Source organism: Tenacibaculum sp. 190130A14a, from assembly GCF_964048965.1.
Classification (GTDB): domain Bacteria; phylum Bacteroidota; class Bacteroidia; order Flavobacteriales; family Flavobacteriaceae; genus Polaribacter; species Polaribacter polynesiense.
This window is the reverse complement of sequence record NZ_OZ040189.1, coordinates 3,477,810-3,502,699: the sequence shown is the minus strand read 5'-3', so window position 1 is coordinate 3,502,699 and position 24,890 is coordinate 3,477,810. Positions and strand designations below refer to the sequence as shown.

General features: G+C 33.0%; 19 protein-coding genes and 2 tRNA genes. 17 read left to right on the top strand and 4 right to left on the bottom strand.

Translation table 11 applies throughout. The annotated features are described in order from the left end of the window. Nucleotides 1-14: 14 nt before the first annotated feature. The 3 genes from ABNT22_RS16270 to ABNT22_RS16260 form a co-directional block, all read right to left on the bottom strand. Complete coding sequence (locus ABNT22_RS16270) at nucleotides 15-1,472, bottom strand: glutamate synthase subunit beta (protein ID WP_348717619.1); 1,458 nt, start codon at nucleotides 1,470-1,472, stop codon at nucleotides 15-17. Between the two features lie 3 nt (nucleotides 1,473-1,475). Then, the gene (gltB, locus tag ABNT22_RS16265) at nucleotides 1,476-5,987 is read right to left on the bottom strand and encodes a glutamate synthase large subunit (RefSeq protein ID WP_348717620.1); all 4,512 of its coding nucleotides are present in this window, start codon (nucleotides 5,985-5,987) and stop codon (nucleotides 1,476-1,478) included. An 85-nt stretch (nucleotides 5,988-6,072) separates the two neighbouring features. Further along, entirely contained in the window at nucleotides 6,073-7,350 is a 1,278-nt protein-coding gene (locus tag ABNT22_RS16260; RefSeq protein ID WP_348717621.1) for an ammonium transporter, read from the bottom strand. Between the two features lie 455 nt (nucleotides 7,351-7,805). Between ABNT22_RS16260 and ABNT22_RS16255 the strand changes: the two genes are divergently transcribed. After that, entirely contained in the window at nucleotides 7,806-8,606 is an 801-nt protein-coding gene (locus ABNT22_RS16255; RefSeq protein WP_348717622.1) for a tRNA pseudouridine(38-40) synthase TruA, read from the top strand. A gap of 116 nt (nucleotides 8,607-8,722) precedes the next feature. On the opposite strand, the gene ABNT22_RS16250 is transcribed toward ABNT22_RS16255, so the two are convergent. Beyond that, nucleotides 8,723-9,865: an acyl-CoA dehydrogenase gene (locus tag ABNT22_RS16250; protein ID WP_348717623.1), complete on the bottom strand. Its 1,143-nt coding sequence runs from the start codon at nucleotides 9,863-9,865 to the stop codon at nucleotides 8,723-8,725. Nucleotides 9,866-9,953: 88 nt separating this feature from the next. Between ABNT22_RS16250 and ABNT22_RS16245 the strand changes: the two genes are divergently transcribed. From ABNT22_RS16245 to ABNT22_RS16170, 16 genes are all read left to right on the top strand, one after another. Next, complete coding sequence (locus ABNT22_RS16245; protein WP_348717624.1) at nucleotides 9,954-11,018, top strand: anhydro-N-acetylmuramic acid kinase; 1,065 nt, start codon at nucleotides 9,954-9,956, stop codon at nucleotides 11,016-11,018. A 177-nt stretch (nucleotides 11,019-11,195) separates the two neighbouring features. Beyond that, nucleotides 11,196-12,422, top strand: a complete 1,227-nt coding sequence (locus ABNT22_RS16240; RefSeq protein WP_348717625.1) for a Glu/Leu/Phe/Val dehydrogenase dimerization domain-containing protein — start codon at nucleotides 11,196-11,198, stop codon at nucleotides 12,420-12,422. Between the two features lie 4 nt (nucleotides 12,423-12,426). After that, nucleotides 12,427-13,821 (top strand): sodium:proton antiporter NhaD, encoded by a 1,395-nt coding sequence (gene nhaD, locus ABNT22_RS16235; protein WP_348717626.1) that lies wholly within the window; start codon nucleotides 12,427-12,429, stop codon nucleotides 13,819-13,821. A 143-nt stretch (nucleotides 13,822-13,964) separates the two neighbouring features. Further along, complete coding sequence (locus ABNT22_RS16230; RefSeq protein WP_348717627.1) at nucleotides 13,965-14,648, top strand: MotA/TolQ/ExbB proton channel family protein; 684 nt, start codon at nucleotides 13,965-13,967, stop codon at nucleotides 14,646-14,648. Further along, the gene (locus ABNT22_RS16225) at nucleotides 14,648-15,040 is read left to right on the top strand and encodes a biopolymer transporter ExbD (RefSeq protein WP_348717628.1); all 393 of its coding nucleotides are present in this window, start codon (nucleotides 14,648-14,650) and stop codon (nucleotides 15,038-15,040) included. The genes ABNT22_RS16230 and ABNT22_RS16225 overlap by 1 nt, the downstream gene beginning before the upstream one ends. Before the next feature lies 1 nt (nucleotide 15,041). After that, nucleotides 15,042-15,869: an energy transducer TonB gene (locus ABNT22_RS16220; protein WP_348717629.1), complete on the top strand. Its 828-nt coding sequence runs from the start codon at nucleotides 15,042-15,044 to the stop codon at nucleotides 15,867-15,869. Between the two features lie 73 nt (nucleotides 15,870-15,942). Continuing rightward, nucleotides 15,943-17,268 carry a UDP-glucose/GDP-mannose dehydrogenase family protein gene (locus tag ABNT22_RS16215; protein ID WP_348717630.1) on the top strand — a complete coding sequence of 442 codons (1,326 nt, stop codon included), beginning with the start codon at nucleotides 15,943-15,945 and terminating at the stop codon, nucleotides 17,266-17,268. Nucleotides 17,269-17,272: 4 nt separating this feature from the next. After that, entirely contained in the window at nucleotides 17,273-18,283 is a 1,011-nt protein-coding gene (locus ABNT22_RS16210; RefSeq protein ID WP_348717631.1) for an NAD-dependent epimerase, read from the top strand. 4 nt (nucleotides 18,284-18,287) lie between these two features. Next, nucleotides 18,288-19,496 carry a folylpolyglutamate synthase/dihydrofolate synthase family protein gene (locus tag ABNT22_RS16205; RefSeq protein WP_348717632.1) on the top strand — a complete coding sequence of 403 codons (1,209 nt, stop codon included), beginning with the start codon at nucleotides 18,288-18,290 and terminating at the stop codon, nucleotides 19,494-19,496. Nucleotides 19,497-19,566: 70 nt separating this feature from the next. Continuing rightward, a tRNA-Val gene (locus tag ABNT22_RS16200) sits at nucleotides 19,567-19,641 on the top strand. A gap of 26 nt (nucleotides 19,642-19,667) precedes the next feature. After that, nucleotides 19,668-19,742 (top strand) — tRNA-Val (locus ABNT22_RS16195). A gap of 81 nt (nucleotides 19,743-19,823) precedes the next feature. Then, the gene (locus tag ABNT22_RS16190) at nucleotides 19,824-21,107 is read left to right on the top strand and encodes a nucleotide sugar dehydrogenase (protein WP_348717633.1); all 1,284 of its coding nucleotides are present in this window, start codon (nucleotides 19,824-19,826) and stop codon (nucleotides 21,105-21,107) included. Between the two features lie 63 nt (nucleotides 21,108-21,170). Then, complete coding sequence (locus ABNT22_RS16185; RefSeq protein ID WP_348717634.1) at nucleotides 21,171-21,602, top strand: adenylyltransferase/cytidyltransferase family protein; 432 nt, start codon at nucleotides 21,171-21,173, stop codon at nucleotides 21,600-21,602. A gap of 209 nt (nucleotides 21,603-21,811) precedes the next feature. Next, a complete protein-coding gene (rfbB, locus tag ABNT22_RS16180) occupies nucleotides 21,812-22,870 on the top strand; it encodes a dTDP-glucose 4,6-dehydratase (RefSeq protein WP_348717635.1) in 1,059 nt (352 codons plus the stop codon). Between the two features lie 12 nt (nucleotides 22,871-22,882). After that, on the top strand, nucleotides 22,883-23,752 hold the full coding sequence (rfbA, locus tag ABNT22_RS16175; RefSeq protein ID WP_348717636.1) for a glucose-1-phosphate thymidylyltransferase RfbA: 870 nt from the start codon (nucleotides 22,883-22,885) through the stop codon (nucleotides 23,750-23,752). Nucleotides 23,753-23,759: 7 nt separating this feature from the next. Next, nucleotides 23,760-24,887, top strand: coding sequence for an acyltransferase (locus tag ABNT22_RS16170; protein ID WP_348717637.1), 1,128 nt, complete (start codon nucleotides 23,760-23,762; stop codon nucleotides 24,885-24,887). Nucleotides 24,888-24,890 lie beyond the last annotated feature (3 nt).

The following is a 24,890-nucleotide window of genomic DNA, read 5'->3' as shown; positions in this document are numbered from 1 at the left end:
TTTAATCTAATTGCTTATATACCAGGAAGATCACCGTTTCCTTTAGTGGCTAAATAGCTTACGCTGGTTAAGTATTTGTCAATGCTAATAGCAGCTTCTCTTCCTTCAGAAATCGCCCAAACAATTAAAGATTGACCTCTTCTCATATCTCCGGCAGTGAAAATATGCGGAATATTGGTTTGATAGTTATTTGCTTTATAGTTATTTCTATTATCTAATGTTAAACCTAACTGATCACTTAAAGTAGTTTCAGGGCCTGTAAAACCAAGAGCTAAAAGAGCTAAATCACAAGGCCAAATTTTTTCAGTATGAGGCTTCTCAATAAGTTTAGGACGTTCACCTGGAACAATTTCCCATTTTACTTCAACAGTTTTAAGAGCGGTTAGATTCCCATCGCTATCGGTAATAAATTCCTTAGTGTTAATTAACCAATTTCTATCACAACCTTCTTCGTGAGAAGTGCTTGTTTTCAATTGCAGTGGCCAATAAGGCCAAGGAGTTTTTGCACTTCTAAGTGCAGGTGGCTTTGGCATAATTTCAAAGTTAGTAACCGATTTTGCGCCTTGTCTATTGGATGTGCCTACACAATCTGAACCAGTATCGCCACCTCCAATGACGATAACATTCTTTCCTTCTGCGGAAATGTACTCACCTTCAATTTCTTTGTTAAATACTAATTTTGTCTGTTGTGTCAAGAAATCCATTGCTTGGTGCACTCCTTTTGATTCAATTCCTTTTACTGGAATACTTCTTCTTTGTGTAGCACCTCCACATAATAATATGGCATCAAAATAATCTAGATTTTTAATATCGTAATTTACTCCAACATTGACATTTGTTTTAAAGATAACTCCTTCTTTTTCTAGTATTTTTACACGTCTATCGATGATTTCTTTTTCAAGTTTAAAATTAGGAATACCATATCTTAATAAACCACCAACTTCATCATCTCTTTCAAAAACAGTAACATTATGACCTGCCCTATTGAGTTGTTGAGCAGCTGCTAGTCCAGTAGGACCAGAACCAATTACACTTACCGTTTTTCCCGTCCTCACTTTCGGAGGGTTTGGTTGAATCCAACCATTGGCAAATGCTCGTTCAACAATATTTTTTTCTATGTTTTCGATAGCAACAGGATTGTTAACCAATCCTAAAACACATGATTTTTCGCATGGAGCGGGACATAACCTTCCTGTAAATTCAGGAAAGTTATTTGTTGCGTGTAATATTTCTGCTGCTTTTTGCCATTCTCCTTTATACACCATATCGTTAAAATCAGGAATTAAATTTCCTAACGGACAACCACTATGACAAAAAGGAATTCCACAGTCCATGCATCTAGCACCTTGCTTTTTTATTTCAGCTTCTTTTAGGGCAATTGTAAACTCTTCATAGTTTTTTAATCTTTCCTCTACTTTGATATTGGTTTCATCTTGCCTCCCAATATCTATAAATCCTCCAATTTTACCCATAACTTATGCTGTGATTTTTTTTAATACTATTTTTTCTTCAGATAGTCTTTTTAAAGCTTTTTTGTAGTCTTTAGGGAATACCTTTACATATTTACTCTTTACAGTGTTCCAGTTATCGAGTTGTTGTCTTGCAAGTTCACTATCAGTGTAATTGTAATGAACTTCTATAAGAGTTTTAAGTTCAAAGAAATCATTGTCATCTAGAGGATCTAAATCGACCATTTCTTTATTACATAAATTGTTTACAAACTGGTTCTCTTCATCAAATACGTAGGCAATTCCTCCGCTCATACCAGCAGCAAAATTTCTACCTGTTTTACCTAGAATAATTACTTTACCACCAGTCATATATTCACAACCGTGATCACCAACACCCTCTACAACTGCAGTAACTCCAGAATTTCTCACGGCAAAACGCTCTCCTGCGATTCCATTGATAAAAGCTTTTCCTTTTATGCCTCCGTAGAAACTTACATTTCCTGTGATGATATTATCAGCTGCTTTGAAAGTTGCAACATCGGGTTTTTTTACAATCAAGGTAGCTCCCGATAGACCTTTTCCGAGATAATCGTTTGTTTCTCCTTCAACAGTAAGTGTAAGCCCTTTAGTTGAAAAAGCTCCAAAACTTTGTCCAGCTGAACCTTTAAAAGTTAGATTAAGTGTGTTTTCTGGAAGTCCTTTCTCTCCGTGTTTTTTAGAGATTTCGTTGCTGAGAATAGCACCAACGGCCCTATCTGTGTTTTGAATTGAGTATTGCAGATTTGTTTCTTTTGAATTGATAATTGCTGATTTTGCATCGTTTAAAATTTTAAAATCTAGAACATTGTCTAAATTGTGGTTTTGTTTTTCTGTATTGTATAGGATTGTTTCTTTTTCCTGTAGCGGTTGATAAAGAATTGCAGAAAGATCTACACCTTTGGCTTTATAATGATTTATAGCCTTATTAGTATTTAGCTTATGACTTTGACCAATCATTTCATTGATAGTTCTGAATCCTAATTGTGCCATAATTTGTCTTAACTCCTCCGCAACGAAGTACATGAAGTTAATAACATGCTCTGGTGTTCCTTTAAAGTTTTTACGTAGTTCAGGATTTTGAGTAGCAATTCCAACAGGACACGTATTTAAATGGCAAGCTCGCATCATAATACATCCTGAAGCTACTAATGGAGCAGTTGCAAAACCGAATTCTTCGGCTCCTAATAAGGCGGCAACAGCAACATCTCTACCGGTTTTTAATTGTCCATCTGCTTCTAACACAACTCTGTTTCTTAATCCATTTAAAACAAGTGTTTGCTGTGCTTCGGCTAGCCCTAATTCCCAAGGTAAACCAGCATGTTTTAATGAGGTTAAAGGAGAGGCTCCAGTACCTCCATCATAACCTGAAATTAAAATCACGTCTGCTTTTGCTTTTGCAACTCCAGCTGCTATAGTACCAACACCAACTTTTGAAACTAATTTGACATTAATTCTAGCTTCTCTATTGGCATTTTTAAGATCAAATATTAACTGAGCTAAATCTTCAATAGAATAAATATCGTGGTGTGGTGGAGGAGAAATTAACCCAACATATGGTGTTGAGTTTCTAACATCAGCAATCCAAGGAAGTACTTTTTCGCCAGGTAATTGTCCACCTTCTCCTGGTTTTGCTCCTTGCGCCATTTTTATTTGAATCTCTTTAGCATTGGTAAGGTAATTACTCGAAACACCAAATCGTCCAGAAGCAACTTGTTTAATCGCACTGTTTTTCCAGTCGCCATTAGATTCTTTTTTAAACCTTAATTTATTTTCACCACCTTCACCAGAGTTACTTTTACCTCCAATTCTATTCATGGCTATGGCCAAATTCTCATGTGCTTCCTCACTAATAGAACCGTAAGACATAGCTCCAGTTTTGAACCTTTTTACAATTTCGGTCCATGGCTCAACTTCATCAATTGAAATGGGATCAAGATTGTTAAATTCAAACAATCCTCTTAAGGTCATTAAGTTTTCACTTTGCTTGTTAATTTTATCGGCATAGGTTTGATAACTTTCTTTAGATTTACTACGAACAGCTTGTTGTAGTTTGGCTACTGTAGTTGGGTTAAACATATGCTTTTCTCCATTTCTTCTCCATCTGTAATCTCCTCCTATTTCTAGATCAAGAACAGATTTATAATTTTCAAGTTTGAATGCTTTGTCAAATCTTGTTTGAATGTCTTTTTCAAGAACAACCAAACCAATTCCTCCAATTCTTGAAGGAGTATAAGGGAAATACTTACTAGCAAAAGTTTTTTTTAAACCTAAGGCTTCAAATATTTGTGATGCTCTGTAAGAATGTAGGGTAGAGATTCCAATTTTGTTCATTATTTTCAATAGTCCCTTACCAATTGCCTTGTTAAAATTCTCTACAGCAGTTTCCTCATCCAGGTTCTTAATAACATTGGTTTTTACTTGCTCACGAATTATTTCATTTACTAAATACGGATTAATAGCACTTGCGCCATATCCGAATAATGTGGCGAAATGATGTGGTTCTCTAGCTTCGGCAGTTTCAATTACAATTCCAAATTTAGAACGCTTCTGTTTATTGTTTAATGAATGATGTACATAAGAACAGGCTAACAATGCTGGGATTGGTGCATATTCTTTATCTACATTTCTATCGGAAAGAATGATAATGTTAGTTCCTTCAAAAACAGCTTTTTCCACTGCAATGAGTAAATCATCCAATGCTTTTTCTAAACCATTAACCCCTTTATCGATAGGGTATAAAATAGGAATTGATACTGCTTTAAAATCGGGATGATCTATATTTTTTATCTTATCTAAATCCCCATTAGAGATTACTGGATTCTGAATTCTAAGTTTTTTAGCTTGCTCTGGAATAATATCAAAAATATTACGATCTCCTCCAATAGCAAGACTGATATCTGTAATGAGTTCTTCTCTAATTCCGTCTAAAGGTGGATTGGTAACTTGAGCAAACAATTGTTTGAAGTAATTATATAATAATTGAGGTTTGTTGGATAAGACAGCTAATGGAGTATCATTCCCCATTGACCCGATAGCCTCTTTGGCTTTCGTAGCCATTGGAATAATTACAGTGTTTATTTCTTCCAGAGTATATCCAAAAACACGCAACCTAGTTTTATAATTGGTTGCTTCAATAGGACACATGTTATTTGTATAAGGAACTTTTGCTAAAGGAAGTGTATGCTCTTTCACCCACTCTTCGTAAGGTTTTTTAGAAACAATTTCAGATTTAATTTCGTCATCTTCAATAATTCTTCCAGCATTCATATCAACCAAGAACATTTTACCAGGTTCTAATCGACCATGTCTTTCTACGTTTTCTGGATCAACTTGAACTACTCCAATTTCAGAAGACATAATAACAAATCCGTCTTTGGTAACCGTATATCTTGAGGGTCTTAGTCCGTTCCTATCTAAAAGAGCTCCAATATAATTTCCATCTGTAAAAGGAATTGAAGCAGGCCCATCCCATGGTTCCATAATACAAGAGTTGTACTCATAGAACGCTTTTTTATCTTTAGACATTGTTTGATGTTTTTCCCAAGCTTCAGGAACCATAATCATCATTACTTCTGGTAAAGATCTACCGGTCATTAATAAAAGTTCTACCACCAAATCCATTGAAGCAGAATCAGACTTACCATCTCTTACAATAGGAAATAACTTTTGAATATCTTCACCAAACAAGTTGCTTTTCATAAGTTCTTCTCTAGCTCTCATTCTACTTACATTTCCTCTTAATGTGTTTATTTCACCATTGTGACACATATAGCGGAAAGGTTGTGCTAAACTCCATGCCGGAAATGTATTGGTAGAAAAACGTTGATGTACAAGAGCCAACCTTGTGACTACGTCTTTTTCCTTTAAATCTTTATAATACCTACCAATATCTTCAGGAATCAAAAGCCCTTTATAAATTAATGTTGTCGTAGATAGACTTGGCAAATAGAAGTATTCTGCTTGAGAAAGTTTTGATTTGGCAATAGTATGTTCAGCGATTTTTCTTGCTGCAAATAGTTTAGCATTAAAGGCTAAGTCACTAAGTTCTTTGTTGTTTTTGTCTATGAAAATTTGCTTTATTTTAGGTTCGGTTTTAGAAGCTATTTTACCGATAAATGAAGTATCAACAGGAACATCTCTCCAACCTATAACTCTTAACCCTTGTTTGTTAATTTCTTCTTCAAGAATTGAAATACAATAATTGGATTGGTTAGAGCTTTTTGGAAGGAATACCATTCCGACAGCATATTCTTTTGGGGAAGGGATTGTAAACGAGCAAACACGTTTAAAGAATTCGTGAGGAATGTCAATAAGAATACCAGCACCATCACCTGTTCTTCCATCTGAACTTACAGCTCCTCTATGTTCTAATTTTACCAGAATTTCAAGGGCATTATGGATAATAGTGTTTGATTTTTCTCCATTTAAATTACAAATGAATCCAGCACCACAATTGTCTCTCTCAAACTCTGGGTAATATAATCCTTGTTGTTTCATTTTATGCTGTTTTACAATAATTAAAGTTTAACACAACTAACAATTTCAGTTAGCTCAGTATGCTTAAGGAAGATAGTTGTAAAAACTATTCACCTCTATCTCTTTTTCCAGGGTATGCAATGGTACCGTGTTCAGCTAAATCCAATCCTTTTTCTTCAATTTCTCTAGAAACTCTTAATCCAATTGTTTTCTTTAATGTGAATAGAACCGCGAATGCTAGCACAATTGCCCATATTGCATAAGCAAAAGCTCCAATAGCCTGAATTCCTAATTGAGAGAATCCTCCACCATTGAGAAGCCCAATTCCTTTATCACCGGTAACACCCCAAAGTCCAATAACTAAGGTTCCCCATACACCAACAACTCCATGAACAGACGCAGCACCAATGGCATCGTCTATTTTTAATTTTTTTTCAATAAATTCTATGGAGAATACAACTAAAATACCTCCGATTAATCCGGCTAAAGCTGCACCGATATCAGTCATGTTTCCACAACCTGCTGTAATGCTTACTAAACCAGCCAAAGCGCCATTTAAGGTTTGTGCTAAATGAGGTTTTCCATACCAAATCCATGTAGTGATAAGTGCTCCTAAACCTCCTGCAGCAGCAGAAATATTTGTAAGTAACACTATATTAGATGCCGCAATTGCATCATCACCTCCCCAAGCTAATTGTGATCCTCCATTAAATCCGAACCATCCTAACCATAAGATGAAAACACCTAAGGTGGCTAATATTTGATTGTGTCCAGGAATGGGAATTACTTTACCATCTACAAATTTTCCGATTCTAGGTCCCACTAGAATAGCAGCAACAAGGGCAGCCCATCCTCCGACTGAATGTACAATTGAAGAGCCTGCAAAATCGATGAATCCCATTTTTGTTAACCAACCTTCGCCTTGCCATTGCCAACCACCAGCTATTGGGTAAATTAAAGAGGTCATAATAACTGAAAATATAACATAAGTAGAGTATTTGGTTCTACCTGCAATAGCTCCTGATACGATGGTAGCAGCGGTTGCAGCAAACATGGTTTGAAAAAGAAGATCAGCTCCTTTTCCTTGAAATAAACCACTCCAGAAGAACCATCCATTTGAAGTACTTCCATACATTAATGAATAACCTATCATCCAGTAGGTTAAAGAACCTACACAGATGTCGAGTAAATTTTTCATAGCAATGTTTACTGCATTTTTAGAACGTGTCATTCCAGATTCAACTAAGGTAAATCCAGCTTGCATGAAGAATACTAAAATTGCTGAAAGAAGCATCCATAGCATTCCCATGTCTTTTTTGATTTTAGCGACTTCTGTTAATACATCTGCAGTATTATCTTGAATTAGAGGAAGAATTAAACTCATAATAGATGATTTTTTGTTCAAAAGAGTACATAGTCGATAACCTTTTTTTTGTTGTTTTTGGACTATTATTATTTGAATTTCTTGATTAAATGAGGTACTAATTTTGAAATTTATTAAGATATAAACAAATGATATGTAGGTTGTTAGGTGTTGAAAACGTTTTCGTGAGTGGTTAGGGTGATAAAAAAATGGGGGTAAAAATTTTAATATGATAAAATGAGGAAACTTAACTATGTGTAAAATGAGAAGTATTCAAATAAAACTGCAAAAAAAGAGAATTTAATAAAAATGCAATTTTTTAATAAAAAAATGTTTTTTAGATGTGTAGTTTTGGTTAAAAAAACGTTTTTGTTAGTTTTTTTTTTATCGAAAACATTGTTTTATTGAATTATCAATAATTTATATAAGGTGATTCAAAATAAGGATAAAATTGAAAATGGTTGTAGATTTGAAGCATGAATTATAGGCATTCTTATTTAATTAGATTACAGTATTTAGGTTTTAGAGTTCATGGTTGGCAAAAACAACCTAACTTAAAAACGATTCATTTGTTTGTAGATAAAACAGTTAAGTTTATATATAAAGGTATTCGCTTTAAGACTATCGGTGTAGGTAGAACGGATGCAAAAGTGTCTTCTACTGATTTTGCCTTTCAACTATTTTTAGATGATACCCTTGATTTAAATGATTTTATAGAATTGTTTAATTTGAATTCTCCTGCTGATGTTAAAGCGGTATCTATAGAAAAGGTAGAAAATGCTAATTTTAATATTATTCAGCACCCTAAAGAGAAAGAATATCGTTATTATTTCTCTCATGGAGTAAAGAATCATCCTTATAGTGCCCCTTTTTTGGTGGGCTATTTGAGTAATTTGGATATTGAAAAAATGCAATTAGCAGCGAAGCTTTTTGAGGGAGAACATGATTTTACACACTATTGTAAAAGACCCAATGAAGCAACTAAAGTTATTCGAACAATTAATTCATGTGAAATAATTGAAAATAATGAACTTACAGCTTCTTTTTTTCCTAAAGTAAGCTATGTGTTGGTAGTAAAAGGTAGTGGTTTTATGCGTAATCAAATTCGTTTAATTATGGGCGCTTTAGAAAGAGTAGGAAGTGGAGTTTATGATTTAGAATTTATACGAAAGAGTTTAGAAGTAGGAAATACTATTGAAATGGATAAGGTTGTTGCACCTGCATCTGGATTACATTTGCATAAGATTAATTTTGAAAATGATTTGCGTAAGGGATAGAAGCTCGTTACGATGTAACGCCTATAGCCCGACCACGAAAGTGGACACGCCATAAAAAAGAAAAGTCCACTTTAAAAAAAGTGGACTTGATATTTATTCAGTAAGAGATAAAAATATTAACCTCTTATTAAGCTTCTAGAAATTACTATTTTTTGAATTTCAGATGTTCCTTCATAGATCTGAGTAATTTTTGCATCACGCATTAAACGTTCAACATGATATTCTTTAACAAATCCATTACCTCCGTGAATTTGTACAGCCTCAACAGTATGTTCCATTGCTACTTTAGAAGCATATAACTTTGCCATTGCCCCTTCTCGGTCATAATTCTCACCAGCATCCTTCTTACATGCAGCAGCCATTACTAAATGACGAGCAGCAGTAATTTCTGTATACATATCAGCTAATTTGAATGCGATTGCTTGATGATTACAAATCTCTGTTCCGAAAGCTTTACGTTCTTTAGAGTATTTTAAAGCTAATTCATAAGCTCCAGAAGCAATTCCTAAAGCTTGTGCAGCAATACCAATACGACCCCCTGATAAAGTTTTCATGGCAAACTTGAACCCAAATCCATCTTCTCCAATTCTGTTTTCTTTTGGAACTTTTACATCATTGAATTGTAATGTATGAGTGTCAGAACCACGAATTCCTAGCTTGTCTTCTTTTGGTCCAATGTGAAATCCTTCCATACCTTTTTCAACGATAAAAGCATTAATTCCTCTATGTCCTTTATCTCTGTCGGTTTGTGCAATAACTAAGTAAACATCAGAACGTCCACCATTAGTAATCCAGTTTTTAGTTCCGTTTAATAAATAGTGATCTCCTTTGTCTACTGCAGTAGTGGCTTGTGAGGTAGCATCTGATCCAGCCTCTGGTTCACTTAAACAAAAAGCTCCAATTACTTCACCAGTAGCTAATTTTGTCAAATACTTTTGTTTTTGCTCTTCAGTTCCATATGCTTCTAAACCATAACATACTAATGAGTTGTTTACAGAAACCATTACTGAAGCTGAAGCATCAATCTTAGAAAGCTCTTCCATGATCAACACATAAGAAACAGAATCCATTCCACTTCCTCCATATTTTGGATCTACCATTATTCCCATAAATCCTAATTCACCCATTTTGCGAACTAGTTCCTGAGGGAACTCTTGTTTCTCGTCTCTTTCTATAACTCCAGGTAATAATTCGGTTTGTGCAAAATCACGAGCAGCATCACGAATCATTAGGTGCTCTTCTGTAAGATTAAAATCCATTATATGTGTTTTTGTTAAATTCGTAAAAAATGAGCTCAAAGATACTTTTTTAATATGAATTTTTCAATAGACTTGTTATTTTTACCAGATGCAAAACAAAGATATTTTCTGTTTAGGAGTTATGTCTGGTACTTCTTTAGATGGATTGGATGTTGCGTACGTTCGAATTAACTCTAATGATTATACAGACTTTGCTATTATTGAAGCTATAACGATTCCATATAATTATAAATGGATGGATAATTTAAGAAATGCTATTCGTTTTTCGAAAGATGAGTTGATAGGTTTAGATATTGAATATGGAAAATTGCTTGGAAATGAAATTGCGAATTTTATTGAAAAGTTTGCAATTGAGAATATAGACTTTATAGCTTCACATGGTCATACCATTTTTCATCAGCCAGATAAAGGAATTACACTACAAATTGGAAATGGTCAAGAGATTGCTAATATTACCAAGCAAAGAGTAGTTTGTGATTTTAGAACGCAGGATGTCAAGTTAGGAGGTCAGGGAGCTCCTTTAGTTCCTATAGGAGATCAATTATTATTTTCAAATTATGGTTATTGCATCAACTTGGGTGGTTTTGCTAATATTTCTTTTAAGGAGAATAATCAAAGGGTTGCTTATGATGTATGTCCTGTAAACATTGTATTGAATCATTATTGTAGAAAATTGAATTTGGAGTATGATGATGAAGGAAAGATAGCGGCTAATGGAAATATCAATTATGAGCTACTAGAATGTTTGAATAGTTTAGAGTTTTATAAAAAGAAACATCCAAAATCGTTAGGCTTGGAATGGGTTCAGTCATCTATATTTCCTTTAATTGATGAGAAGGAATCTAATGTACCAACAATTTTAAGAACATTTATAGAGCATATAGCTATTCAAATAAGCAATATTCTATTGGTTGATTCGTTAGTTTTGGTTACTGGTGGTGGAGCTTTTAATAAGTTTTTATTACAGAGAATAGAAGTTTTAGTGGGAAAAAGCGTTACAGTTCCAGAAAATATGCTCATTAATTATAAAGAAGCGTTAATTTTTGCTTTTTTAGGTGTGTTAAAATTAAAGAATGAAGTAAATTGCCTGAAGTCTGTAACGGGGGCGAGAGAAGACCATTCATCTGGGGTGATTTTTATTCCAGAGAAATAAAATTAAACTATTTGAGTACTGGTTTTTTTATGGTAAATTTGTTCGAATTACAAAACAACTAAAAGTCTACACAAAATGAGTCAACTTTAGCTTCCCTTTGGGAAGAATATAAAAATGTAAGATACTAGATCATGAAAAAGAAATTAATTAAAGTTGAATTACCCATTTAAATTAACAATGAAAGAATTACTTAAACAATACGAAGAAAAGCAACCAGAAATAGTGTTTAATTGGAAAGACCCTGAAACAGAAGCAGAAGGTTGGACGGTTATAAATTCACTAAGAGGTGGTGCCGCTGGAGGTGGTACAAGAATGCGTAAAGGACTTGATAAATATGAAGTAATGTCCTTAGCAAAAACAATGGAGGTGAAATTTACAGTTTCTGGCCCGGCAATTGGTGGGGCTAAATCTGGAATTAATTTTGATCCAAGAGACCCAAGAAAAAAAGGCGTATTAGAACGTTGGTATAAAGCCGTAGCTCCGTTATTGAAAAATTATTATGGTACTGGAGGAGATTTGAATGTTGATGAAATTCATGAGGTTATTCCAATTACCGAAGATAGTGGTGTATGGCATCCACAAGAAGGAGTGTTTAATGGACACTTTAAACCTACCGAAGCTGACAAGATTAACCGTATTGGACAATTACGTCATGGGGTAATTAAAGTTTTAGAGGATGAAAATTTGTCTCCAAGTGTACTAAGAAAGTATACTGTGGCAGATATGATTACAGGATACGGTGTTGCAGAAGCTGTTAGACATTATTATGATATTTACGGAGGTAGTGTTGTAGGAAAGAGAGCCGTAGTTCAAGGTTTTGGAAACGTAGGATCTGCTGCAGCATATTATTTAGCTCAAATGGGAGCTAAAGTTGTTGGTATTATTGATCGTGTCGGAGGAGTTATCAATGAAGAAGGATTTTCTTTTGAGGAAATTAAAGAAATGTTCTTAAACAAAGATGGAAATACGTTAGTTTCTGAACACATGATTCCATTTGAAGAAATGAATGAGAGAATTTGGAAATTACCATGTGAAGTTTTTGCTCCTTGTGCAGCATCAAGGTTAGTAACTCAAGAACAAATTAATCAAATGATTAACTCTGGATTAGAGGTTATTTCTTGTGGAGCAAATGTACCTTTTGCTGATAAAGAAATCTTCTTTGGTCCTATTATGGAAGATACTGATAAAAAAGTTAGTTTAATTCCTGATTTTATATCTAACTGCGGTATGGCTAGAGTATTTGCATACTTTATGGAACGCCGAGTAGAAATGACGGATGAGGCTATCTTTGATGATACTTCTAGTATTATCAAAAAAGCATTGCAAAGAACTTTTGCAAAAAGCGCATCTAAGACAAGAATAAGTGAAACTGCTTTTGAAATAGCATTAAAAGAATTAATATAAATATATGGAATCAGCGATTATTTTAATTTTCGTTTTAGGGTATCTGGGGATTACTTTAGAACACAATTTAAAAATAGATAAATTAATACCTGCATTAGTAATGATGGCATTGTGTTGGGCAATGGTAGCATTAGGAGTAGATAGTTTTTCAAATTGGTTTGATTCAGGAAAGCATGCTTTAGTTGAAGGTTTTCCAGGATTGGCTCATGAAGATAAAATGCATTTAATGGAAGAAACTTTGTTGCACCATTTAGGTAAAACAGCAGAGATTTTAGTTTTTCTTTTAGGAGCAATGACCATTGTTGAGATTATAGATTATTTCGATGGTTTTTCTACGATTAAAGGATATGTAAAAACTAAGAGTAAGAAAAAAATCTTATGGTTATTTTCGATATTAGCTTTTATTTTATCAGCTATAATTGACAACTTAACAGCAACCATCGTATTGATTTCGATTCTTCAAAAAATTGTAAAGAAGAGAGAAGATCGTATTTGGTTTGCAGGATTAATTATCATCGCTGCTAACGCTGGAGGGGCTTGGTCTCCTATTGGAGATGTAACAACTACAATGTTATGGATTGGTAAGAAAGTTACAACACCAATGTTGTTTTTATACCTATTTATTCCATCTGTATTATGTATGGCCGTTCCTTCTTTTATTGCAACTTTTTTACCAGCCTTTAAAGGAGATATTGAAGTTGAAGAGAGGGAGGAAAATAGTAAGCCAAATAAGTATAGTGCAACGATGTTGTACTTAGGTTTAGGAGCAATTGTATTTGTGCCAATTTTTAAAACCGTTACGCATTTACCACCTTACGTAGGTATGATGTTGTCATTAGGTGTAGTGGCGACATTTGCAGAAATATATTCTAGAACAAAATTCTCTTTAACAGATTTTGATAGTGAAGAATTGGATTCACATGCACATCATAGTCCAGTTCACCATTCCTTGTCTAAGATTGAAATGCCTAGTATTTTATTCTTCTTAGGGATTTTAATGGCAGTAGCGGCATTAGAGTCATTAGGTATCTTATTTAATTTTGCAGATTCATTAAAGAACTCTATTCCATTAATGGGAACTGAATTAGAAGGAACTAAAGTATCTGATTTAGTAGTAATGTTACTTGGTGTAGGGTCTGCTGTAATTGATAATGTTCCATTAGTGGCAGCGTCTTTAGGAATGTTCTCTGAGCCATTAGATAATGAATTGTGGCATTTTATTGCGTTTGCAGCAGGAACTGGAGGGTCTATGTTAATTATAGGTTCGGCAGCAGGTGTTGTAGCAATGGGAATGGAAAAAATAGATTTCTTTTGGTATTTAAAGAAAATTTCATGGCTTGCTTTGATAGGTTTTGTAGTTGGTTCATTAGCATTTATGGTAATGAGAACACTACTTTAAGAGTCGTATAAAAATATATTAGAAAAAGTCTTCTTCAATTGTGATTATTGAGGAAGACTTTTTTATACTTGTATTGTAAAACAATTTAAGAGAAAACAAACCGTTAGGTAATTAAAACATTAACTCTAATTCATAGTTATTTTATGTTATTATTTCAAGAAGCTCAACAATTAGCAGAAGAAGTATCTGAAGAAAAAACATTATCCATTTATAAGTTAATTATGGATGGTGGTGTAGGAGGACAAATTATTATTGCATTATTATTTGTCCTTTTAGCTGTGGCCTTGTATATTTATTTTGAACGTTTTTTTGCTATAAAGGCAGCTTCTCAAGTAGATAAAAACTTTATGAATCAAATTAGAGATCATGTGACTAATGGTAAAATTGAAAGTGCCAAAGCTTTATGTGACAATACATCTACTCCAACTGCAAGGTTAATTGGTAAAGGAATTTCTCGAATTGGAAAACCATTAGATGATATTAACACAGCAATTGAAAATGCTGGAAAATTAGAAGTATATCAGTTAGAGAGAAATGTTTCAGTGTTGGCAACTATTGCCGGTGCTGCTCCTATGATTGGGTTTTTAGGTACTGTAATTGGAATGATTGTTGCAATTCATGAAATAGCAAACTCTGGTGGGCAAATAGATATTAAGATGCTTTCTGATGGATTATATACTGCAATGACAACAACTGTTGCAGGACTTATTGTAGGGATTATAGCATATATTGCTTATAATCACTTGGTGGTTCGTACAGATAAGGTAGTGTACCAAATGGAGGCAAAATCTGTAGAGTTTTTAGATTTATTAAATGAACCTGTATAATGAATTTAAGAGGTAGAAATAAGGTTGATCCAAGTTTCAATATGTCGTCAATGACAGATATTGTTTTTTTATTGTTGATTTTTTTCATGTTAACGTCTACACTAGTAACAGTTAGTGCTATTGATGTTTTATTACCAAAAGCTGGAGGGAAAACAGAAAATCAAACTTCAGTGGCAGTTACAATAACAAAAAACTCTTCATTCTATATTGATAAGACTAAAGTAAATTCAAATAATTTGGAGAGAGAAATACTGTTAAAAGTAGGAGCGGATAAGAAGAAGACAGTTGTTATTAGAGGAGATCAAAACGTACCATATAAAAACGTAATGAGGGTTATAGATATAGCTAATAAGAATAAGTTAAAAATGATATTGGCTGTAAAAGGGAAATAGTATGACAGTTTTCGATACAAAACATAAACGTAAATCGGCGGTAATTACCGCAATTATTCTGATATTATTGTTATTGGGAATATTTAATTACGGAATGAAGTATCTTGATCCTCCTATTGAATATGGTTTGGCAATTAATTTTGGAAACTCTGAAGTAGGTAGTGGAGAACCTGTTGAAAAAACAAAAGCTCAAGCTACACCGGAGCAAGAGGAAGTTGTAGAAGAGATTCAGGAAGAAGTAGAAGAAACACCACAAGAAACTATTCAGGAGGAGGTGATAACAAATGAAGCTGCTGAGAATGTTCCTGTAGTAGAAAAACGAAAAGAGAAAAAAGAAGAGGTAAAAGAGGCTCCAAAAGAAGAGAAGCCGAAAGAAAAACCAAAGCCAAAACCTTCAAAAGAAACTACTGATGCTTTAAATAGTTTGTTAAATGGAACATCTAAGGATGGGGCAAACGCAGGCGAAGGAGATGATGATCAGGCAGGCTTAAAAGGAAATGAAAATGGAGATCCAAACTCGAATAAATACTATGGAGGTTCGGGAAGTGGTTCTGGTGGGAATTATAATTTAGCGGGAAGAAAAGCACTTTCTAAGCCTATAAAAAAGCCTGATTGCCAGGAAGAAGGGACAGTAGTTGTAAGTATTGAAGTAGATCAAAATGGAAAAGTGATTAAAGCAGTTCCAGGAGTAAAAGGGTCTACTAATACAGCGCCATGTTTACTTGAACCGGCTAAACAAGCAGCCTTAAGAACTAAATGGAATGCTGATGGCAATGCACCATCAAAACAAAGAGGAACAATAATCTACAGGTTTTCTTTGTCTCAGTAATAAGTACACTCTTAAAATAGTATATCTTTGCTAAAGATTATTTAGTAATAGAATATATTTCAAATAAAATTTAATGAAATTAGCTGTAATAGGTACGGGATATGTTGGATTAGTATCGGGTACATGTTTTTCTGAAATGGGAAACAAAGTAACATGTGTAGATATTGATCAGGAAAAAATAAATAAACTTCATAAAGGAATTATTCCAATTTATGAGCCAGGACTGGAAAAAATGGTTCTTAAAAATGTTGAAAATGAGAATCTGTTTTTTACTACAAAATTAGAAGAAGCAATAGAAGAAGCAGAAATAGTTTTTATTGCTGTAGGAACTCCTATGGGAGAAGATGGGTCGGCCGATTTACAATATGTTTTAGCGGTAGCTAAAGAGATTGGTCAGAAAATGAAGAGAAAACTAGTTGTAGTTGATAAATCAACTGTACCAGTTGGAACAGCCGATAAAGTAAAAGAAGCAATTCAAGCAGAATTAGATAAAAGAGGAGAAACAATTGCATTTGATGTAGTTTCTAATCCAGAGTTTTTAAAAGAAGGTGATGCAATCAATGATTTTATGAAGCCAGATAGAGTAGTGATTGGAGCAGAATCAGAGTATGCTTTTGAAAAGATGAGGCAATTATATGCACCTTTTACAATGTCACATGATCGTTTTATTGCTATGGATATAAGATCTGCTGAAATGACTAAATACGCGGCAAATGCTATGTTGGCTACTAAAATTTCTTTTATGAATGAAATGTCTAATATTTGTGAAAGAGTTGGAGCAGATATTAATAATGTTCGTATTGGAATTGGATCCGATTCTAGAATTGGTTATAGTTTTATTTATCCAGGAGCAGGATATGGAGGGTCTTGTTTTCCCAAAGATGTAAAAGCACTTAAAAAAATAGCGGAGGAGAATGGGTATAATGCCCAGTTAATAACCTCAGTAGAAGACGTAAATAATAGGCAAAAATTTGTAATTGCAGAAAAGATAGTAAGAAGGTTTGGAGAGGATTTATCAGGGAAAACTTTTGGGCTTTGGGGCTTAGCTTTTAAACCAGGGACTGATGATATGCGTGAAGCACCTGCAATTTATGTTATTAAAGAATTAGTCAAGAGAGGAGCTAGAGTGAATGCTTATGATCCTAAAGCAATGGAAGAAGCACAACATTTTTACTTAAAAGATATAAATGGGGTTTCTTATAAAAAATCAAAGTATGATGTTTTAGAAGATGCAGAAGCGTTGATATTACTTACAGAATGGAAAGAATTCAGATCTCCGGACTTTGAGGAAATTGAACAAAGATTAAAACAATCAATAATTTTTGACGGAAGAAATCAATACAACGTATTTAATCTTGAAGAAAAAGGATTTGAGTATTATCAAATAGGGAAAAATTAAACTAATGAAAATATTAGTCACAGGAGCAGCAGGTTTTATAGGTTTTCATTTAAGTAAAATTCTTTTAAATGGAGGTCATGAAATTGTTGGGATTGATAATATAAACGATTATTATGATGTAAATCTTAAATATGCTCGCTTAAAAGAGTTAGGAGTAAATGAGGTTGAAGCGACTGAGTTTTATAATGAATGTACCAGTAATAGATTTAGTAACTTTAAGTTTGTACGTTTAAATTTAGAGGATAAACAAGAGCTGTTCTCGTTGTTTGAAAAGGAAAAGTTTGAGGTTGTATGTAATTTGGCAGCCCAAGCTGGAGTGCGATATAGTATTGAAAACCCTGATGTATATATACAAAGTAATATAGTAGGTTATTTAAATATTTTAGAAGCATCTAGACAATTTTCTATTAAGCATTTGGTGTATGCAAGTAGCTCAAGTGTTTATGGGGCAAATACTAAAGTTCCTTTTGAAGAAAAGGATAAGGTTGATACTCCTGTTAGTTTATACGCAGCTACAAAGAAAAGTAATGAGTTAATGGCTCATACCTATAGTCACTTATATAAAATACCAACAACAGGATTACGATTTTTTACAGTTTATGGACCTTGGGGAAGACCAGATATGTCTCCTATATTGTTTGCAGATGCAATTTCAAATGATCGCCCTATTAAAGTTTTCAATAATGGAAATATGGAGCGAGATTTTACTTATATCGATGATATTGTAGAAGGTGTTAAAAGAGTAATCGAAAAGAAAGTTGAATCTAGAGAGTTGTATAAAATTTACAATATAGGAAACAATGATTCTATAAAGTTAATGGATTTCATTCAAGAAATGGAGGTGAGTCTTGGAAAGGAAGCTGTAAAGAATTTGATGCCAATGCAAATGGGAGATGTAAAAAGAACATGGGCAAGTATCGATGAATTAAAAAAAGAATATAACTATCAACCTTCAGTAAAGATTAAGGAAGGGGTAAAGAAATTTGTTGATTGGTATACAAAATATCATAAATAATTTAATGACTTATCAAGAAACTTTAGATTGGATGTTCGCCCAATTGCCAATGTATCAACGCCAAGGTAAAACGGCATTCAAAAAAGATTTGACCAATATTATTGCATTAGCAAAGCATTTAAATAATCCTGAAAAGAAGTTTAAATCAATTCATGTAGGAGGAACCAATGGTAAAGGTTCTACAAGTCACATGTTAGCTTCTATACTTCAAGAAGCAGGTTATAAGGTTGGCCTATACACTTCACCACATTTAAAAAACTTTACAGAACGAATTCGTATTAATGGAAAAGAGATAGCGAAAGAAGGTGTAGTTGAATTTATACGAAATAACAAAGAGTTTTTGGAAAAACAAGGGTTGTCTTTTTTTGAAATGACTGTTGGAATGGCTTTTCAATATTTTGCAAAAGAAGAAGTTGATATAGCAATTATTGAAGTTGGTCTTGGAGGACGATTGGATTCAACCAATATTATAAAACCTGAAGTTGCTGTAATTACCAATATAGGTTTAGATCATACACAGTTTCTTGGAGAGACTTTACCAGAAATAGCTTTTGAAAAAGCTGGAATAATCAAAGCTAATGTTCCGGTGGTAATTGGAGAGGAACAAGAAGAAGTTAAAGAGGTGTTTTTAAAAAAGGCAGAAGCATGTGGGGCTGATATAACTTTCGGATCGGATAATGTAAGTGATTTTGAAACTGATTTGATGGGAACTTACCAGAAATCGAATGTAAAAACGGCGATTGAAGCAATTTCACAGTTGCAAAACTTTTTTATAGCTCAAAAAGATATTAAACGCGGATTATTGAATGTAGTAAAGAATACAAATTTAAAGGGCCGTTGGCAAATTTTACAAGAACATCCCAAAGTAATTTGTGATACTGCTCATAATAAAGAAGGCTTGAAATATACATTAGAGCAATTGCAAAAAGAAAACTATCAAAATTTACACATAATATTAGGAGTGGTTTCCGATAAGAAATTGGAGGAAGTACTACCTTTATTTCCTGAAAAAGCGACCTATTATTTTTGTAAACCAAATATTCCAAGAGGATTGGAAGTAGAAAAATTAAAAAAAATGTGTGAGAGGTATCAATTGGAAGGAGAAGCTTATGGTTCGGTTAAAGAAGCATATATCAGTTCTTTAGAAAATAGTTTGAAGGAGGATGTTGTTTATGTTGGGGGGAGTACCTTCGTAGTAGCCGAAATTTTATAGAAAAAAAGTAAAAAAAGTTATTGTAGATATCTAAAAGAGTTATATATTTGCACCCGCAATTGACAATTAAGGGCGCGTAGCTCAGTTGGTTCAGAGCACTTGGTTTACACCCAAGGGGTCAGGGGTTCGAATCCCTTCGCGCCCACAACTCTTAAACGTTAAATTGCAAACGGGCGCGTAGCTCAGTTGGTTCAGAGCACTTGGTTTACACCCAAGGGGTCAGGGGTTCGAATCCCTTCGCGCCCACAAAAAGTCTCATCAAATATTTGATGAGACTTTTTTATTTTATAATGTTTTTTGTAGTTTCGAGAACTGAAGAATAGCTTTATGAATGACGTAAAAATAGCGGTAATAGGTTTAGGGTATGTTGGTTTACCATTGGCAAGGTTATTTGCAACAAAGTACGCTGTAGTAGGATTTGATATTAATGAAGAGAGAGTGTCTCAATTAAATAAAGGCTATGACGCAACCTTTGAAATTGAAAAAGAAGAGCTACACGTAGTTTTAAAAAAACAGAACACAAATCAAAATGGACTCTTTTGTAGTTCACTTCTAGATGATATTAGAGACTGCACAATTTATATTGTAACAGTTCCAACTCCAGTAGATAAAAATAATAGGGCGGTTTTAGATCCGCTAATAGATGCAAGTAAGTTAGTAGGTGCGGTTTTGAGTAGTAATGATATTGTTATATATGAATCTACCGTATATCCTGGTGTAACAGAAGAAGAGTGTGTTCCAGTGTTAGAGAGTACATCTGAATTGAAATTTAATAAAGACTTTTTTGTTGGCTACTCGCCTGAAAGAATTAACCCTGGAGATAAAAAGAATACTTTAGAGAGTATTTTAAAAGTAACTTCAGGTTCGACCGAAGAAGTTGCTAATATGGTTGATAATCTTTATGGTTCAATAATAAAAGCTGGAACTCATAAGGTTTCGAGTATAAAAGTAGCAGAGGCGTCAAAAGTGATAGAGAACTCACAAAGAGATATTAATATTGCCTTTGTAAATGAACTGGCTAAAATTTTCGGTTTTATGAATATCGATACTCAAGAGGTTCTTGAGGCAGCTGGAACAAAATGGAACTTTTTACCATTTAAACCTGGTTTAGTTGGTGGTCATTGTATTGGAGTAGATCCTTATTATTTGGTGCAAAGAGCAGAAGAGTTAGGGTATCATCCTGGGGTTATACTAGCTGGAAGAAGATTGAATGATAGTATGGGAGATTATGTGGCTTCTCAAGTGATTAAATTGATGATTGAAAGAGACCTGAAAATTAAAAATGCTAAAGTGTTGATTTTAGGTATTACTTTTAAAGAGAATTGTCCTGATGTTAGAAATACGAAAGTGATAGATGTTATTCATTCTTTGAAAGAATATGGAACAAATGTTTTTGTTTACGATCCTTGGGCTAGCAAAGAAGAAGTTGAAAAAGAATATAATTTAGAGTTAATTGATAAGCTCGAAGAAAACTATTACAATGCAATTGTATTAGTAGTTGCTCATGATGAATTTAAAAAACTGAATATAGAGTCTCTTAAAGCTAAAGAGGCAATAGTTTATGATGTAAAAGGTTTATTGCCAAGAGAAATGGTAGATAAAAGTTTATAACTATTGTTTAGTTTTAAGGAAAACTCAATATGTAGAAAAAATATAATTTTAAAATTATTGGAAATGAAAATAGGAATAACTTTTAGTGCTTTTGATTTGTTGCATGCTGGTCATATAAAAATGTTAGAAGATGCTAAACGTCAATGTGATTATTTGATTTGTGGTTTGCAAACAGATCCAACAATAGATAGACCTGATAAGAATCGTCCAGTACAATCTGTAGTGGAAAGGTATATTCAATTAAAAGGATGCAAATATGTAGATGAAATTGTTCCATATGCTACAGAGCAAGATTTAGAAGATATATTACGTTCTTTTAAGGTAGATGTTCGAGTGATTGGAGAAGAATATGCAAATAAGCAATTTACAGGAAGAGATTATTGCGAGAAAAAAGGTATAAAACTGTACTTCAATAAAAGGGAACATAGGTTTTCTAGCAGTGGTTTAAGAAGAGAAGTTCATCAAAAGGAGAGCTTAAAAACAAAAGATAATTAAGAAATAACTTGAGTTTTTAACGATTTAACTTTGATTTGATTTTGTACAAATGTTATGAAATGATTAATAAGTTATAGTATGTAATTATGAAAGTACATTTTAATTTAGTTTCTATATCTTTGGCAGTTGAAATTATAGAAGAATACAGAGTGGTGGAAATGTAAGTTTCGTTTTTTTGTATTTGTAAATTAAGTAGTTAGAAAAAGTAAATGAAAAAAATATTAATTACCGGAGGAGCAGGTTTTATAGGGTCACATGTAGTAAGACTTTTTGTAAATAAATACACTAACTATATGATCTATAATTTAGATGCTCTAACATATGCAGGGAACTTAGAGAATCTAAAAGATGTTGAATCTGCTGAGAATTATAAATTCATCAAAGGAGATATCACAGATGAAGATTTTATTAATAACTTGTTTGAAGAATTTAAATTTGATGCGGTTATTCATTTAGCAGCAGAGTCTCATGTAGATAGATCTATTACAGATCCATTGGCCTTCGCAAAAACCAATATTTTAGGAACCATGATTTTGCTTAATGCTTTTAAAGCTATTAACCAAAATGATTGGGATAATAAGAGGTTTTATCATGTAAGTACAGATGAGGTATATGGAACTTTAGGAGAAACAGGGTTGTTCGAAGAAACTACACCATATGATCCAAACTCTCCATATTCTGCATCAAAAGCTAGTTCGGATCATTTTGTAAGAGCGTATGGAGAGACTTATAAAATGCCTTATGTAGTAAGTAATTGTTCAAATAACTACGGAGCAAATCAGTTTCCTGAGAAACTAATACCTTTATTTATTAATAATATTATACAACATAAATCATTACCAGTTTATGGTGATGGTAAATATACTAGAGATTGGTTATATGTTGTAGATCATGCTGTTGCAATCGATTTAGTCTTTCATAAAGGAATAAATGGAGAAACATATAATATTGGAGGTTTTAACGAATGGCAAAACATCGATTTAATTAAAGTCTTATGTAGTCAAATGGATGAGAAGTTAGGTAGAGATAAAGGAACTTCTGAAAAATTGATCACGTATGTAAAAGATAGACCTGGACACGATTTACGATATGCTATTGATGCATCGAAAATTGAAAAGGAATTGGGTTGGAATCCGTCAGTAACGTTTGAAGAAGGTTTATCTAAGACAATTGATTGGTATCTAGAAAATAAAGAGTGGCTACATAATGTAACTTCTAAAGAATATCAGAATTATTACGAAAAAATGTACGCTGATAAGGCTAACTAAAAAACAGAAACTATGAAAGGAATTATCTTAGCGGGAGGTTCAGGAACAAGATTACATCCATTAACATTAACTGTGAGTAAACAGTTACTTCCGATTTATGATAAACCAATGATTTATTATCCGCTTTCGGTTTTAATGTTAGCAGGAATTAAGGAAATTCTTATCATTTCAACACCGCATGATTTGCCTAATTTTAAAAGATTATTAGGAGATGGAAGTAAATTTGGAATTCAATTAGAGTATGCAGAACAGCCATCTCCAGATGGTTTAGCACAAGCTTTTATTATTGGTGAAGAGTTTATTGGTGATGATGATGTTAGTTTGATTTTAGGGGATAATATTTTTTACGGTGGAGGACTTCAAAAACTACTTTATGAAGCTATTGATACCGTAAAGGAAGAAAAGAAAGCAGTAGTTTTTGGTAATTATGTAAATGACCCTGAAAGATATGGTGTAGCTGAGTTTGATGAAGAAGGGAATGTAATTAGTATTGAAGAAAAGCCAGCGACTCCTAAATCTAATTATGCCGTAGTAGGATTGTATTTTTATCCTAATTCTGTAGTAGAAAAAGCAAAAAATGTAAAACCTTCTGATAGAGGAGAGCTAGAGATAACTTCAATTAATCAAGATTATTTAGAGAATGAAAAATTGAAGATGAAAATATTGAGTAGAGGATATGCTTGGTTAGATACAGGTACTCATGAAGCACTCACGGAGGCGACAGAATTTGTAAAGGCAGTAGAAAAGAGAACAGGTTTAAAAATAGCTTGTCTTGAAGAAATTGCATTTAGAATGCACTATGTTGAAAAAGAGAAATTGTTCAATAGTATAAAAGATTTAAAAGGAGAGTATTTCGAATATTTAAAACGAATTTTGAAGTAGGTAGAAAATGAAAAAAGTTTATTTTCCAAATCTTAATGGGTTAAGATTTATTGCTGCTTTACTGGTTATTATTCATCATATTGAACAGCTGAAAAATATATTTAATTTAGATAATTTTTATCATGATTTACCTTTTATTCCTATAATAGGGAAGTTGGGAGTTATATTATTTTTTGTGTTAAGTGGATTTCTAATTACTTATTTATTGTTAGCAGAAGAAGAAGTAACTGGAACAATTTCTATAAAGGATTTTTATATAAGAAGATTACTCAGAATTTGGCCATTGTATTATTTAATAGTAATACTAAGTTTTTTTATTCTTCCTTTTATCCCATTTTTAGAGGTTGGTGACTACACAAGTCAATTATTCGATTCTTATAACCTAAAAGTACTTTTGTTCTTTTTGTTTTTGCCTAATTTGGCTTTAATAACTTTCCCTCCAGTGCCATTTGCATCACAGTCATGGTCGGTTGGAGTAGAAGAACAATTCTATTTGTTATGGCCATTACTTATGAAGAAATCAAAATATAAGTTAAGGTTGTTGTTTGGCGTTATTGCGTTGTATTTTGTGGTGAAATTCGGAATCAATGTTTATGCAAAATTGTTTGGAGTAACTGAATGGACAACGTTGCTTTATGGTTTTGTAGGAGGTTTCAGCATCGATTGTATGGCAATAGGAGGAGTTTTGGCTTATTGGTTATATGAGAAAAATAACATTTTAAAATGGTTATACTCTAAATATACACAATATCTTGTATACTTAATATTGTTTGTATTAATAGGTTTTGGTGTTAAAATACCTCATATACATTATGAGTTTTACGGAGTGCTTTTTGGAATAGCTATTTTGAATTTAGCATCAAATAAAGAAACAATATTTAATTTAGAAAATAGTATTCTGAATTACTTAGGTAAAGTGTCATACGGATTATACATGTTCCATCCGCTTGCAATTGTTATAATTCTGAAAACTTTAATGTTTTTTAATATAGAAAATGTTGTGTTGCAGTATGTTTTAAGTATTGGATTAACAATACTTATTTCTGGATTTTCATATAAGTTTTTTGAGAGCTACTTTATAAAAAAGAAAGTAAAATTCTCAAAAGTATTAAGTGGTGACAACGTAAAAAAATAAGAA

Excerpts from the sequence above, each read along its gene's own strand:
- ABNT22_RS16220 (WP_348717629.1), top strand. The coding sequence starts at position 15,042 with ATGACAGTTTTCGATACAAAACATAAACGTAAATCGGCGGTAATTACC.
- ABNT22_RS16170 (WP_348717637.1), top strand. The coding sequence starts at position 23,760 with ATGAAAAAAGTTTATTTTCCAAATCTTAATGGGTTAAGATTTATTGCT.
- ABNT22_RS16245 (WP_348717624.1), top strand. The coding sequence starts at position 9,954 with ATGCAAAACAAAGATATTTTCTGTTTAGGAGTTATGTCTGGTACTTCT.
- ABNT22_RS16205 (WP_348717632.1), top strand. The coding sequence starts at position 18,288 with ATGACTTATCAAGAAACTTTAGATTGGATGTTCGCCCAATTGCCAATG.
- ABNT22_RS16270 (WP_348717619.1), bottom strand. The coding sequence starts at position 1,472 with ATGGGTAAAATTGGAGGATTTATAGATATTGGGAGGCAAGATGAAACC.
- ABNT22_RS16225 (WP_348717628.1), top strand. The coding sequence starts at position 14,648 with ATGAATTTAAGAGGTAGAAATAAGGTTGATCCAAGTTTCAATATGTCG.
- ABNT22_RS16240 (WP_348717625.1), top strand. The coding sequence starts at position 11,196 with ATGAAAGAATTACTTAAACAATACGAAGAAAAGCAACCAGAAATAGTG.
- ABNT22_RS16185 (WP_348717634.1), top strand. The coding sequence starts at position 21,171 with ATGAAAATAGGAATAACTTTTAGTGCTTTTGATTTGTTGCATGCTGGT.
- rfbB (WP_348717635.1), top strand. The coding sequence starts at position 21,812 with ATGAAAAAAATATTAATTACCGGAGGAGCAGGTTTTATAGGGTCACAT.
- rfbA (WP_348717636.1), top strand. The coding sequence starts at position 22,883 with ATGAAAGGAATTATCTTAGCGGGAGGTTCAGGAACAAGATTACATCCA.
- nhaD (WP_348717626.1), top strand. The coding sequence starts at position 12,427 with ATGGAATCAGCGATTATTTTAATTTTCGTTTTAGGGTATCTGGGGATT.
- ABNT22_RS16190 (WP_348717633.1), top strand. The coding sequence starts at position 19,824 with ATGAATGACGTAAAAATAGCGGTAATAGGTTTAGGGTATGTTGGTTTA.
- ABNT22_RS16230 (WP_348717627.1), top strand. The coding sequence starts at position 13,965 with ATGTTATTATTTCAAGAAGCTCAACAATTAGCAGAAGAAGTATCTGAA.
- ABNT22_RS16250 (WP_348717623.1), bottom strand. The coding sequence starts at position 9,865 with ATGGATTTTAATCTTACAGAAGAGCACCTAATGATTCGTGATGCTGCT.
- gltB (WP_348717620.1), bottom strand. The coding sequence starts at position 5,987 with ATGAAACAACAAGGATTATATTACCCAGAGTTTGAGAGAGACAATTGT.
- ABNT22_RS16215 (WP_348717630.1), top strand. The coding sequence starts at position 15,943 with ATGAAATTAGCTGTAATAGGTACGGGATATGTTGGATTAGTATCGGGT.
- ABNT22_RS16255 (WP_348717622.1), top strand. The coding sequence starts at position 7,806 with ATGAATTATAGGCATTCTTATTTAATTAGATTACAGTATTTAGGTTTT.
- ABNT22_RS16210 (WP_348717631.1), top strand. The coding sequence starts at position 17,273 with ATGAAAATATTAGTCACAGGAGCAGCAGGTTTTATAGGTTTTCATTTA.
- ABNT22_RS16260 (WP_348717621.1), bottom strand. The coding sequence starts at position 7,350 with ATGAGTTTAATTCTTCCTCTAATTCAAGATAATACTGCAGATGTATTA.